Origin of the sequence: Treponema denticola, assembly GCF_024181645.1 — a bacterium.
Lineage (GTDB): Bacteria > Spirochaetota > Spirochaetia > Treponematales > Treponemataceae > Treponema_B > Treponema_B denticola_A.
On sequence record NZ_CP058624.1, the window covers coordinates 1,561,343 to 1,575,368 of the forward strand.

13 protein-coding genes are annotated in these 14,026 nt (G+C 36.7%); all 13 read right to left on the minus strand.

Translation table 11 applies throughout. From position 1 onward, the window contains the following. Positions 1–44: 44 nt before the first annotated feature. The 13 genes from hslU to HO345_RS07440 all read right to left on the minus strand — a co-directional run bounded on the left by hslU (position 45) and on the right by HO345_RS07440 (position 14,025). Positions 45–1,502 (minus strand): ATP-dependent protease ATPase subunit HslU, encoded by a 1,458-nt coding sequence (gene hslU / locus HO345_RS07380; protein ID WP_253682288.1) that lies wholly within the window; start codon positions 1,500–1,502, stop codon positions 45–47. Continuing rightward, entirely contained in the window at positions 1,502–2,038 is a 537-nt protein-coding gene (hslV, locus tag HO345_RS07385) for an ATP-dependent protease subunit HslV (RefSeq protein WP_253682289.1), read from the minus strand. The genes hslU and hslV overlap by 1 nt, the downstream gene beginning before the upstream one ends. Before the next feature lie 65 nt (positions 2,039–2,103). Then, entirely contained in the window at positions 2,104–3,021 is a 918-nt protein-coding gene (locus HO345_RS07390) for a tyrosine recombinase XerC (protein WP_253682290.1), read from the minus strand. Then, positions 3,014–5,179: a type I DNA topoisomerase gene (gene topA / locus HO345_RS07395; RefSeq protein WP_010696774.1), complete on the minus strand. Its 2,166-nt coding sequence runs from the start codon at positions 5,177–5,179 to the stop codon at positions 3,014–3,016. Before topA ends, HO345_RS07390 begins: the two co-directional genes overlap by 8 nt. A gap of 18 nt (positions 5,180–5,197) precedes the next feature. Further along, positions 5,198–6,130 (minus strand): DNA-processing protein DprA, encoded by a 933-nt coding sequence (gene dprA, locus HO345_RS07400; RefSeq protein WP_010696772.1) that lies wholly within the window; start codon positions 6,128–6,130, stop codon positions 5,198–5,200. Between the two features lie 3 nt (positions 6,131–6,133). Continuing rightward, positions 6,134–6,856, minus strand: a complete 723-nt coding sequence (locus HO345_RS07405) for a tetratricopeptide repeat protein (protein WP_253682291.1) — start codon at positions 6,854–6,856, stop codon at positions 6,134–6,136. Then, complete coding sequence (locus HO345_RS07410) at positions 6,853–7,767, minus strand: site-specific tyrosine recombinase (RefSeq protein WP_044957981.1); 915 nt, start codon at positions 7,765–7,767, stop codon at positions 6,853–6,855. Before HO345_RS07410 ends, HO345_RS07405 begins: the two co-directional genes overlap by 4 nt. A 12-nt stretch (positions 7,768–7,779) precedes the next feature. Further along, entirely contained in the window at positions 7,780–9,063 is a 1,284-nt protein-coding gene (ftsZ, locus tag HO345_RS07415) for a cell division protein FtsZ (RefSeq protein WP_253682292.1), read from the minus strand. Between the two features lie 25 nt (positions 9,064–9,088). Then, complete coding sequence (ftsA, locus tag HO345_RS07420; RefSeq protein ID WP_253682293.1) at positions 9,089–10,333, minus strand: cell division protein FtsA; 1,245 nt, start codon at positions 10,331–10,333, stop codon at positions 9,089–9,091. Continuing rightward, positions 10,326–11,183 (minus strand): cell division protein FtsQ/DivIB, encoded by an 858-nt coding sequence (locus HO345_RS07425; protein WP_253682294.1) that lies wholly within the window; start codon positions 11,181–11,183, stop codon positions 10,326–10,328. The genes ftsA and HO345_RS07425 overlap by 8 nt, the downstream gene beginning before the upstream one ends. Next, the gene (ftsW, locus tag HO345_RS07430; RefSeq protein ID WP_253682295.1) at positions 11,184–12,317 is read right to left on the minus strand and encodes a putative lipid II flippase FtsW; all 1,134 of its coding nucleotides are present in this window, start codon (positions 12,315–12,317) and stop codon (positions 11,184–11,186) included. After that, a complete protein-coding gene (locus HO345_RS07435) occupies positions 12,318–13,748 on the minus strand; it encodes a UDP-N-acetylmuramoyl-tripeptide--D-alanyl-D-alanine ligase (protein WP_253682296.1) in 1,431 nt (476 codons plus the stop codon). Continuing rightward, a complete protein-coding gene (locus HO345_RS07440; RefSeq protein ID WP_002668438.1) occupies positions 13,741–14,025 on the minus strand; it encodes an FtsB/FtsL family cell division protein in 285 nt (94 codons plus the stop codon). Before HO345_RS07440 ends, HO345_RS07435 begins: the two co-directional genes overlap by 8 nt. Position 14,026: the final 1 nt, after the last annotated feature.

Consider the following 14,026-nt stretch of genomic DNA (forward strand, 5'->3'; position numbering starts at 1 on the left):
TCCTAAGGATATTTTCGGCAAATTTTAAATACCCCTTAACCATATTATAGAATATATCGGGATAAATCCTGATCCTGTACTATATCTTTTAACCTTTCATCCACATAGGCTACATCGATTTTTACCGTTTCGCCTCCCATTTCGCTTGCATTAAACGAAATATCTTCTAAAAGCATTTCCATAATCGTATGGAGCCTTCTTGCCCCAATGTTTTCGTTTTTGCTGTTTACATCGGCAGCCAAAAAGCTCATTCTATCAATGGCTTCATCTAAAAATTCTATTTTTACGCCTTCGGTTTCCAAAAGCTCTGCATACTGTTTGGTCAAAGCATTTTTAGGTTCAAGGAGAATACGTTTAAAATCTTCTGCATGCAAGGCTTCAAGCTCCACCCGCAAGGGAAAGCGTCCTTGAAATTCAGGTATTAAATCGCTAGGCTTTGATACGCTAAACGCTCCTGCTGCTATAAAAAGAATGTGACGAGTATCGACAACGCCGTATTTAGTGGAAACCTTAGAGCCTTCAACTATGGGAAGGATATCGCGCTGAACACCTTCTCTTGAAACATCGGGCCCGCCGCCGCGATCCGAACGGGAAGCCACCTTATCGATTTCGTCAATAAATATAATTCCCATCTGCTCGACCCTTTGTTTTGCTTCATCCGTTACCTTATCATGATCTACCATACGGTCAAGCTGTTCGGCCATTATAATTTCGCGGGCTTCTTTTACGCTTACATTTTTACGTTTCGGTTTTGCGCCGCCCATAAGCATATTGGAAAAGTTTGACATTGCAGATTCAATATCTTCCATGTTTGAACCGCCTGCAAAAAATTCGAATGTGGGTGTTCCAATGGAGGGAGAAATAGTAACCTCAACCATTTTATCTTCAAGCTTATTTTCGCGGAGCATTACGCGGAATTTTTCCCGTGTGCCGCTCATATCGTTTTCATTTTGAGCCTTATGCTCTTCAGCTGGAGCCGTAGAACTCATGCTTGGAAGGATTATCGTTGTTCCGCTAGAGGCTTGAGAAACATTTTGCGGCTGAGCAGAAGTTGCAGCAGTTTTCTTTTTATTTGAACCGGGCAAAAGCAAATCCAATAAAGATTCTTCGGTATTTTTTTCTGCCTGTTCTCTTAATTTTTCCTGCATCTCACTTTTCACCATTGTGTAGCCCACAGCCATTAAATCCCTGATCATAGATTCTACATCACGGCCTACATAGCCCACTTCAGTATACTTTGTAGCCTCTACTTTTAAAAATGGAGCGCCCGACAACTTTGCAAGCCGTCTTGCAATTTCGGTTTTACCTACACCAGTAGGACCTATCATCAAAATATTTTTAGGAGCTATTTCATCTCTGATTTCTTCGGGAAGTTTAAGCCGGCGCATTCTATTACGAAGAGCAATAGCAACAGCCCTCTTCGCCTTGTTTTGTCCTATGATATATTTATCCAATTCTGCAACCGTTTGTTTAGGCGTCAAATCTTTTAATTCTTCGTTCATTATATTTCCTCCATAACTATCTTTCCGTTTGTGTAAATACATATTTTTCCTGCAATCTGTAAACTCTTTTCTGCAATTTCATGGGCGGAAAGGTTTGTGTTTTGCATCAAAGCCAAAGCCGAAGCATAAGCATAGTTTCCTCCGGAACCTATAGCAAGTACATCTTCTTCCGGCTCGATAACATCTCCGTTTCCTGAAATTAAAAGAGTAGTCTTTGCATCGGCCACAAGTAAGAGGGCTTCTAAATTTTTAAGCATCTTATCGGTGCGCCAATCTTTTGCAAGCTCTACCGCAGCTCTGGTAAGATCTCCTGAAAATTCTTTTACCCTAATTTCAAATTTTTCCAAAAGAGTAAAGGCATCGGCCGTTGCTCCGGCAAAGCCCGTTATAATTTTTCCGTCATAAATTTTTCTTACCTTTCGGGCATTTCCCTTCATAACTGTTTCGCCCATGGTTACCTGCCCGTCTCCGGCCATAACAATTTTCCCGTCTTTTCTTACGGCAATCACCGTAGTGCTTCTTATTTTTTGACTCATCTAAAACTCCTATTCCGATAAACAGTGAGGCTGAATTTCTGCCGAACTGTTTATCATACTCCTATCTATGAATGAGGATGAGCAGTCTTATATAAATTTTGAAGCTGCTCAGCCGTAATATGCGTATATCTTTGCGTGGTCGAAACGCTTTCGTGACCAAGCAATTCCTGTACAACCCTTATGTCCGCACCGCGGGTAATTAATGTCGATGCAAAACTATGTCTAAAAGCGTGGGGTGAAAGATGTTTTAATTCGGGAGATAACTCAACATATCTGTTTATTATATACCGAATTCCCCTGCTTGTTAAGGCTTGAGCCTTTTGATTTATAAAAAGAGCATCTCTAATTTTTCCCTTATGGTCTTTTTGAACTTGGCCTTTAAACTTTTCAACCAAGTCAGCTCTTTCTTTTAAATACTCCCGCAAATACTCTTTTGCAAATTCCGCAAAAAACACCTTTCTTTCTTTTTTGCCTTTTCCGAAAACGATGGCATAAGAAAGAGTTTTATCCAAATCTTTTATATCGAGCCCGGCTAATTCCGAGACACGGCAGCCTGTAGAATAAAGAGAAGCAAATAAGGCGGCATCTCTTGTTTCCCAAAGAATATCGGCATTTGAAGGCAGCCTACAAAACTCTTGTGCCTGTTTTGGAAACATAAAAACAGGAAGTTTTTGAGCAAGTTTTAAATTCCTTACAGACGATATAGGATTTATTTTTGTCAAATTGAACCTTAAAGCATATTTATAAAAACCTCTTAAGGTAGACATCATTCTGTTAATTGAAGCCGGAGCAATTTTTTTATCTGCAAGTTCTGCAATAAAAATCCTAATGTCCGAAGCCTTTAATTCAAAAACATTTAAGTCAAGTTCTTTTAGCCATTCTTCAAAAATAATCAAATCGTTTTTATAAGAATCTATTGTTGCTTTTGTAAATTGCCGAACTCCCGCACTGTAAGTGAGGTAGTTTTCAAATACTTCATTCATTGCTTCTGTCTACCTCCACATCTTCTACACCTTCAACTACACTGTGTAAATAATCGCAATTAGGATTAATACAAGCCTTATAGTTTCCGTTTTTCTTATCATACTTTTCTACCATAAACCAACCGCATTTAGGACAAGAAGCATTTATAGGTTTAAAGTGCGAAATAAAATCACATTCGGGAAAATGTGTACATCCGTAAAATTCTTTTCCTCTCTTTTTAGATTTACGTGCGATTATGTCTCCGCCGCAGCCTTCACGCGGACATTTTGCCAAAGGAATCGATTTTGTATTTTTACATTCAGGGAAAGCACTGCAAGCTAAAAACACTCCGAAGCGGCCAAGTTTTTTTACCATTTTGTTTCCGCATTTTTCGCAGACTATATCAGTAACTTCATCCAATGAGCCTTTAATGCTTTCTACATTTTCCAAGGCGGTATCTACTTTTTCTTTAAATGAACCGTAAAAACTTTCCATCAGTTTAGGCCATTCTACTTTATTTTCAGCGACTTCGTCCAAGCGGTTTTCCATTCCAGCAGTAAAGTTCACATCTATTATTTCGGAAAAATTTTTTACCAAAAGATTGTTGATAATCCTTCCCAGCTGGGTCGGAACAAGCTGCTTATTAGATCTTGTTACATAATAGCGTTCAAGCAAAACGGAAATAATAGGCGCATAGGTTGAAGGTCTTCCGATTCCTTTTTCTTCAAGCATCTTTACGATACTTGCATCAGTATAACGGGCAGGGCCTTGAGTAAAATGCTGCTCCGGTCTTAAACCTTCAATATTTATTTCATCTCCTACCTTCATGGGAGGAAGCGAAGAACCTTTTTCATCTTTTGAAATCAAAGTTTTTGTAACCGTGTAAAAACCTTTTTCGGTTATCTTTGTAGAAGCTGCACGGAAAACAGCATCTCCTACTTTTATTTCGTAACTAGATGTTTTTGTTTTTGCATTTTTCATTTGACTTGAAACAAAGCGCTCCCAAATCAAAGAATAAAGTCTTAACTGATCACGGGTTAAGAATTCTTTTAAATAAGAAGGAGTATATTCAATGTATGTAGGACGAATTGCCTCGTGTGCATCCTGTGCTTTTTTTCCTGCTGCATATACATTAGGCCCATCAGGTAATTCTTTAGGATGATTTTCATTTATCCATTTACGGACAGCATCTATTGCCGTATCGGAAATTCTTACCGAATCGGTACGCATATAGGTAATCAAACCGACTCTGGTAGAACCGACAGCTACACCTTCATACAGCTGCTGGGCTACCTGCATCGTCTTTTTTGATGTAAAGCCTATTCTGTTTGCCGCAACCTGCTGTAATGTAGAAGTCGTAAACGGAGGGCGAGGCTTAATACTTTTCTCCGTTGTTTTAATATCCGAAACCGACGCAGGCAAAGAGCTTAATTCTTTTATAATAGCATCAACCTCTTTTTGATTTTTTAATTCCGGTTTATTATCCTTGTATTTTACAAGCTGAGCCTCAAAAGAAGTTTTATTGTATTTAAAATCTCCGTCAAGAGTCCAGTATTCATCAGGAATAAAATTTTCAACTTCTTCTTCCCGCTCACATATTAAACGCAATGCAACTGATTGAACACGGCCTGCCGACAATCCGTTTTTTACTTTTTGCCAAAGAAGAGGAGATAGGTTATAACCGACCAGTCTATCCAAAACTCTTCTGGATTTTTGAGCATTAACTTTTCCCATATCTATATCCATGGGATTTTTTACGGCTTCTTGAATTGCATTGGGAGTAATTTCGTTAAAAACTATTCTTTTTATCGGAGAAGAACATTCCGGAAGCAAGGCTTCGTGTAAATGAAAGGCGATAGCCTCCCCTTCTCTATCATTATCACTTGCAAGAAATACGCCTGAAGATTTTTTCGCTTCCTTTTTTAATTCTTTTAAAATTTTAGCACGGCCTCTAACCGTTATATATTCGGGAGTAAAATTATGTTCTATATCTATTGCCAATCTGGATTTAGGCAAATCTATCAGATGCCCCATCGAAGCTCTTACGATATAATTGTTTCCTAAATATTTTTCGATTGTCTTAGCCTTTGCAGGAGACTCAACTATAACCAAGCAATGCTGTTTTGTTTTTTTTGCAGTACGTTTAGTTTTTTTTGTTTCATTCATCGTGTTTTCCATAAATCAATACCTCATAATCTATAAATTAGTAAACAGCATATTTTGCTGATTGTTTTTTAAATTATTTTCCGTAGGATATTTCCAGTCATGTAAAATATCATCTATGGATTTTATCGCAAATGCACCTTGTTCGTAAAGAGCTTTACTACCTTCATTTTGTAAAGAATTAAGAAGAAGGCTGCATACATAAACATCTCTGCCTTGCTCCAAGGCAAAATCCGCAGTAATAAGGGCGCCCGATTTTTTGGGAGCTTCTACAATTAAAACGGAACGCGAAAGCCCCGAAATAATTCTATTTCGTTCGGGAAAGCGGTAGGACAATGGTTCCGTTCCCGGAGCATATTCACTTAAAATACATCCGCCCGATTCCAAAATATTTGCAGCAAGTTTTTTATTTGAACGGGGATAAATCATTTCAGGCCCGCAGGCCAATACGGCCAAGGTTTTACCTTCACCTTCAAGACAGCCCCTATGAGAAAAACAATCTATACCGAAAGCCAATCCCGACACAACAGGAATATTTTTTTCGGCACATTCTTTTCCCAAATTCAAGGCTTGTTCAATTCCATCCCCTGTAGGCCGCCTTGTTCCTACCATTGCAAGCATAGGCTGTTCAGCAGAAGAAAGAGCTCCTCGATAAAAGACGGTAAATGGATGATCGGGAATCTCTCTAAGCTGCGGAGGAAAATCCGGATCATAAAAATAAAGCATTTTTATATCGTATGAGCTCATAAGTTTTATACTTGAATCCGTAAGGGATTTAAGTAAATCTTTATCCCATTTTTTTGGTCTTACTTGCCGGCCGATAATTTCCGAAATATCTTTTATAGAAAGCGATACAAGAGAAGATAAGGAATCAAGCTTTTCTGACAGAACAAGCTTTTCCCTTCCTTTGAGAAAATAGCAATGAGATAATCCTATATACAAACTTTCTTTTTCGGATATCTTCACTTTTTATCTTCCTCCCGAACTCTTAATCTCCCTAATATTACTTTCCGCTTTTGCTTTTTTTTCTGCGCTGCTTGAAATCTCGATAATGCGCTCATAAACGGCAATAGCTTTTTCATTTTCACCCGTCATATAATAAGCCGTCCCAAGTAAAAATAAATGATCTATAGGTTTCTTTTCCCATTCGGTAATTTTTTCTAAAATAGGAATTGCTTCAGCAGGACGATTTAATTCGAATATATACAATACCGACAAAGCATAAACAGCCTTTGAATGTTTAGGATCTATTTCAAGTGCACGCGTATAAGCGGAAACGGCAAGAGAAAAATATCTTTTTTTCTCGATGTCGGTTCCTGTCAATTCAAAATCTAAAGAATTTTTTGCCGTTAAACTTGCAGCAAGGCCTGCTTGATAAAATAAATTCGGATTTTCAGGATAATACTCCAATGCAGATTGAAAAGCTTTTAATGCTTTTTTATACATTTTTTGATCCATATATCTTGATCCGAGTATTTTATACCAAATGCCGATCCTTTCTTCTGCAATAATTATATCGTCAACTCTTTTTTCATATTTTCTTATGGCATCCTTTAATTCGGCCTCCGTATTCGGATTACTGACTCCTTCTTCCAATTCCTGAAGTCTTCTAATACTTGTAACCTTATTACAGCTTTCCAATATAAAGATTAACAACAAAGTAATTATTACAAAACAAAATCTTTTTTTCATTTTATACCTCGCTCTAACTTTTTAGTATCAAAAAATTTATTATGATACATTTGCAAAGATTTATCCTCGATATGCGTATAAACTTGAGTTGTAGAAATATCGGAGTGTCCTAAAAGACATTGAACGGATCTCAAATCCGCTCCTCCGGCAAGTAAATGCGTAGCATAAGAATGTCTTAAAGTATGAACCTTTGTTTCAATACCGGAAAAATTTGAAAGCTCATTTATTCTTTTCCAAATTCCCTTTCTGGTTAAAACAGCTCCTCTATTATTTAAAAATACGGAACCTGAAGTCAATGTATTTTCAGGATGTTTAGGTTTTAATAGTTCGGTACGGGCTTCAAGTATATATTGCTTAAGCCAATACTTGGCGGCACTGCCGAAAGGAACAATCCGCTCTTTATTGCCTTTCCCCGTAACCTTTATTAAATCTTCATCATAAAAAATATCTTCCAGTTTTAAATTAACAATCTCACTGACTCTAAGACCGGCCGAATAAATAAGCTCAAACAAAGCACGGTCTCTAATATTATTAGGAGAATCCAAAGGAATTGCAGCAAAAAGGCTGTCAACTTCATCCGGAGATAAAACTCTGGGCAAGGTCTTTTCCCTTTTAGGTCTTTCAATACTCTCACTCGGATTATCTTTTCTAACTCCTTCGATAATTAAAAATCTAAAAAAGGAATTAAGAGCTGCAATATCCTTGGCTATGGTTTTAGCCATAATTCCTGATTCGGATCTATGCAAAATAAAATCAATACAGTCGGCTTCCGTTGCATTTTCAATTAAACTATCTGACATATGCTCTTGAAATAATTGCAAGGTATTAATATAGGTTTGAGCTGTTGCTTTGGAATGAGATTCTGCTGAAATTAAAAATCCGTAAAAAGCCCGAAGCTGTATCTTTGTCAGTTTATTTTCCTCCTATCTTAAAACATTTTGATTTCTGTAATATGCAGGAGTATCCAAATCACTTTCCATAGGCGGAACTATAGAGCTAAAAGAAGGTTTCCTTTCTGCAACATAACTCTCTTCATAATGTTTTTCAGAAGAAGTCTCGCTCCTATTTCTTAATCCAAGGCCTAAAAGATTAGGAGGATTTGTTTTATTAACCGTAGACCACTCTCTTGAAGTCATAAAAGAATCATCTGTAAATACCAAGTTTTCTGCTTTGTCACGAACAGGCTTCCTGTTAGATGCTGCATCATCAATAGGAAACTTATCGTTTGATCTAAAACCTGTTGCAATAAGCGTAACAACAATTTTGTTTTCTACGGAAGGATCTATGGTTGCACCGAAAAAAGTGGCCACATCAGGATCTGCCCCGGCATTGATAATATCCATAATCTCAGAAAGCTCATGCATGGTTAGTTTTTCACTTCCGCAAATATTTACCAAAAGATTTTTAGCTCCTTCAACTCTGGCTTCTTCAAGTAAAGGATTGTTAAGCGCATTTGTTGCAGCATCCACGGCTCTATTTTGTCCTTCACCTACACCTACACCCATATGAGCATTACCCTGTGATTTCATTACAGCTTTAACATCAGCTAAATCAACATTAATTTCTCCATGTTGATAAATTAAATCCGAGATACCTTGAACAGCCTGACGTAAAACATCATCAGCCTTTTTAAATGCTTCCACAACAGGCGTTGAAGGATCTACCATATTCAATAAGTGCTGATTCGGAATAGTAATTACGGTGTCTACGGATTCTCTTAATTTCTTTATACCTTCTTCTGCAAGAACCATTCTTTTACGGCCTTCAAATGCAAACGGCTTTGTAACTACTGCAACGGTTAATATACCCTGCTCCTTGGCAATTTCGGCAATAATTGGAGCCGAACCTGTACCGGTGCCTCCGCCCATGCCTGCCGTTATAAAAAGCATATCCGCATCTTTTATTGCATTTGCAATTACTTCGCGATCTTCGATAGCAGCCTGCTCTCCTATCTCAGGATCTCCTCCTGAACCCAAACCTTTGGTAATCTTTGTTCCTATAGGTAATTTTAAAGGAGCATTTGAATGACGTAATGCCTGTAAATCGGTATTTGCAACTATAAAGTCAACATACCTCATACTGCTGGACATCATTCTGTTTACGGCATTTGAACCGCCTCCTCCGGCACCTATAACTTTTATTATAGCCGGAGTACCTGCATCGACAACTTCATCATTTACCTTGTCTTCCATTACTTCATATAACATACCAATAACCCTCCCGTATGCAATTTTAAAATAATTCTTTTATAAAATTTTTTATTTTTGAAACAACAAGCCCCGAATTTTCTTTTCCGGAACTTGAAACCTTACCTATCTTATTTTGATCATCCAATCTATGCAATATTAATCCCAACACCGCAGCGAACTCCGGGCTTCGATATCGCCCTACAACGCCTCCTATAGTTGAAGGAATTCCCAGTCGGGCAGATTGCATACCGAATATTTCATCAGCTAATTCCGTTGTACCGTTTAGCAAGGCTCCGCCTCCGCATATTATAACGGAACCGCCAAGGCAGGAAGCTTGCGTAAGACCATCCACCTTATTTTTTACCATTACAAAAATTTCAGCCATGCGGGCTTGCAATATTTCGCAAATCTTACTTCTATAAACTTCTTCAGGTCCCCTTCCTCCAAAAGCCGGAATTAAAATCTGTTCATCTCTTTCAACAAAGGGAAGCCAGCAGCATCCGCTTGATATTTTTATTTTTTCTGCCGTATCAAACGGAATACTTTTTACTATTGCAAGATCATTGGTAACCTGTATTCCGCCTACAGGTAAGGAGGCTGTAATTATAGGTCCTCCGTTTTGCATAACAACTATATCGGTAGTCCCCGCTCCAATATCTATTAAAATTGAACCAAGCTCTTGTTCATCATTTGTCATAACGGCTCTTACATCCGCCAAACCGTTATGCATTAAGCCGTCTATATTTAAATCGGCTCTTTGAACACAGTTGGGAATATTTTTCATAGATGTCGCTACACCTGTTATTAAATGAACCTCTGCTTCAAGTCTTGTACCTATCATATTTAACGGATCTTTGATTCCTCGCTGCTTATCTACTGTATAAGATTGAGGCACCACATGAATTATTTCTCTATCTCCTGTAAACTCAACAGCCTGTGCAGAATTAATTACGGCATCTATATCGGAACGGTCTATTTCCTTATTATTTTTACCCTTGTCTCTTATAGGAAAAACGCCCTTAGAGTTGACTCCCTCTATATGAACTCCGCCCAAGCCGACAGTACAATGTGAAATATCTACACCGGACATAACCTCAGCCTCATCAACAGCCTTATTTATACCCTGAACGGTATTTTCAATATTAGTGACAATACCCCGATGTATGCCCGTCGATTCACTCATACCGATACCCGTAATCTGTAAATGCCCTTCATCGTTTTTTTCGGCAACAACAACTCGAATATTTTTACTTCCTATATCCAAACCTACGATTATATCATCACTCATCTTTAGCCTCTCTTTTTATATAAACGGCATTAGCACCACGTAGATCAATTCCAATAATATTTTTTTCTAAATTTATATCCTTAACTACATCCAGAATAAGAATCATATATTGTAAAGATTCTTCCGTCAAAAATTTATTGGTTATAACCGATAACCTGCTCTTTACAGAATAGAGAATCAAATCATAACCTCCGTATTTTTTAGGCTGAATTTTTATCTCCGATATTTCATTTAATAAAACGGGATGTTTTTTTTGCAAAATATCCAACTGAACAAAAAGCTGAGAAATTTTTTCGTTAACCCGCATACCTTCACGAGGATTTTTAAATGTAAGCCCTGTAATAATAGGCAAATTTGATTGAATAATAGGAGAACCTATCCTAAAAATCACACCGTAGCCGTCAATTTCCATCGGAACGGTTCTTCCTTCAACTTCCGTAAAAGCCAAAGCAACAGCCTTTCTTTCAACTATCTTAATTAAAACCTTATCGGGGAATTTTTTTTCTACAGTAGCTGATGCAATTCCGGAATATGATACAAGCCTTTTAGAAATCTCAGAAGAATCTATTGAAAGCCACTTAGTATTACTTTCGATTCCTGCAAGTTTTTTTACTTCTATAGAACTTAAATCGGAACAACCCGAAATATTTACTGCTGCTATAGAACTATAGGGTAAAATTATTGCATAATAGATGACCTCTCCCAATAAAAGCAAGACAAAACTAATAATAAAAAATCTAATTACAGCCGACTTAAGCTTTGATGATTTATTATCATTAATAACATTCTCTTTAACATATGCATCATTCAAATATTCATCTTTTTTCCAAGTATACAAAATATCAGCCATCTATTTCTCCTTTTTATTCACATATCCTGATGCATTTAAAATTAGACCGCATAAAGAAAACGTAACTACCAATGATGAACCTCCCGATGAAAAAAAAGGAAGAGGTATTCCTGTGGCAGGAATCATTTTTGAAACAACAGCGCAATTTACCAGTGACTGGGATACAATACAACTGACAGCCCCAAAAGCTACATAAGCACCAAATCTGCTCTTACAGCCAAAAGCTATTCTATAGCCGAAAAATGCAAAGAAGGCAAGTAATGCAATATAAAACACAACACCGATAAATCCCATTTCTTCAGCCCATACAACAAATATAAAATCGGAATATATTTCAGGCACACTTGCTATTTTACGTAAACCGTTTCCTAATCCTTGTCCCCAAACTCCACCGCTTGTCAATGCATTAAGAGCAGCCTGTATTTGAAAACTTGAATCTAAAGGACTCCTTGAAGGATCCAAAAAAGATAAAACGCGCTCCATTCTATATTCTTTTGTTATAATCATTAAAATAAAGATTGGTGCAAAACTTACAAATCCTTTAATAAACCATAATATCGGCACTCCTGCTATAAAGAACATCAAACCGGCTATAAAAAAGATAAACATCGAAGAAGAAAAGTCATTTTCCAAGTACACCAAAAAAGCAAACAAAGATATTATAACAAAAGGCGTAATAATCGAAACCAAAGGCTGATCATAGTTACCGTTTTTTTTATCGAAAAAATTAGCTAAAAATAAAATTAAAGAAAGTTTTAAAAGCTCCGAAGGCTGAAACATAAAACCTGCAATATTTATCCATCGGGAAGCACCGTTTCTTTCTTCTCCGATTCCGGGAATAAACGGAAGCAGGCAAAAAATAAAAGTCACAAGCATAATAAAAGGCAGCATTTTTCTTATTGTAGAAAAATCTACAAAGAGAAAAAACGTCATTGCAATGATACCTGCAATAAAATGTTTTATTTGCTTACCGACAAAATAAAGGTGATTGTCAAAAAAACGTTGAGCATAGTGAATAGAACCCGAATACAAGGTCGCAAAGCCGACACCGAAAAGGAGAAGAACCGACATTGCAAAAACAAAGTCATATTTTTCAGAGTGAATATTTTTCTTTGCAATAATATGCTTCACCATTTAAATCTCCCCTTCTTTTAAAACGGATTCCAATCTTTCAAGCTCCATTGATCTTGAACCTTTTAATAAAACAAAATCATCTTTAGACAAATTTTCTTTAAGCTGTTCTTTTAACGCATCGAATTGATTCGTTTTAAACTTATATATTTTTTTTGAAGAAGAAACTTTTAAACCTTCAAAAGCGGAACAAATATCATCTCCAAAAAAATATAAATTATCGGCATTAGAGTTTATTGAATCTTCAATTATTTTTTTATGCTCATAATCTGACTCAACACCCAGCTCAAGCATAGATGCCAAAACATAATGTTTTGCACATTCGGTATTTATAGAGTCACAAAACTCTATTGCACTTTTCATTGAATCAGGATTTGCATTATAACAATCCAAAAAATAGGTTACAAAGCCGTGCAAAACCTGCGATCTACCAAACAGAGGCCGCACGGCTTCTAAACCCGATTTAATTTCCTTAGCCGAAAAGCCCTTCTTTTCCGCCAAGGCTATACATAAAAGAGCATTTTTTACATTATATACTCCGGGTAATGGAAATGAAATTTCTTCTCCTCTATAAAAAATTTTAGAACCTGATACACCGGCATCTTCAACATTTTGCACCAATGAAGAATCATTATTTGAAACCGTAAAAATCGAACCATGAGAAACATCTTTTAAAAAATCCGTAAACTCACAGTCAGGAATAAAACCTAAAGAATCATCTTTAAAAAAAGAAAAAATTTCTTTTTTTTCCTCAGCAATCGCCTGCTTTGTACCGAGAATTCCGATATGGGCAGTTCCTATATTTGTAATTATAGCGGCGTTTGGTAAAAGAACGCTTGCTATTTCGGCTATCTCCCCCTTACGGTTCATACCAAGCTCAAATATTCCGGCTTCATGTTCGGGGCGCACTTCAAAAACGGAAAGAGGTAAACCCGTTTCGGAATTTAAATTCCCCTTTGTCGATACGGTATTATATTTTTTAGAATATATAGAAGCCAAAATTTCTTTTGTAGTTGTTTTACCGCTTGATCCTGTAATACCTATCTTATAAAGATTGGGAAACTTCGATAAATAATATCTTGCAGCATCCTGCAAAGCTTTTAAATTATTTTTTACGGCAACGCATGAAGCATCATAGTTTTTACACAATGACAATAATGTAGTTTCATTTTCATCAAGATGATCAAAGTCAACAATAAAAAATTTAGCACCCTTCTTTAAAGCAGACTCTATGTAAATATGCCCGTCCTGATTTTCACCTCGTAAAGGAATAAAGAGAGAATTATTTTTTACATTACGGCTGTCTATTGCTACAGAAGAAAAAGCTTTAGAGGAATTCGATTCATAAACAAGCCATGCACCGGTACTTGTAAGCAATTCATCAAGAGTCATAAGAGAATAGTCTAAATTCTTGCTTAAGTTTTCTCTAACCATCCTTATTCTCCTTTGAAATTGAAACCCTCAAAATCTCGGCCGACAAAGCTTTTCTCATTTTTAATTCTTCAACGGCAATTCTTTCAATACGCTCAGGCTTCGATAAAATAGAAATACCGGAAATTTTCTTTTTATTTTCATCAATAATTTTAGACTGTTCTTTATTATAATCAGCCAAATCCCTTTCAACACTTGTATAACGCGAAGACTGCAAAACCACCGCAAATAAAAAAAGAGGAATAAACAATGTGAAAAGCACAGCAAGTATTTTTTTCATT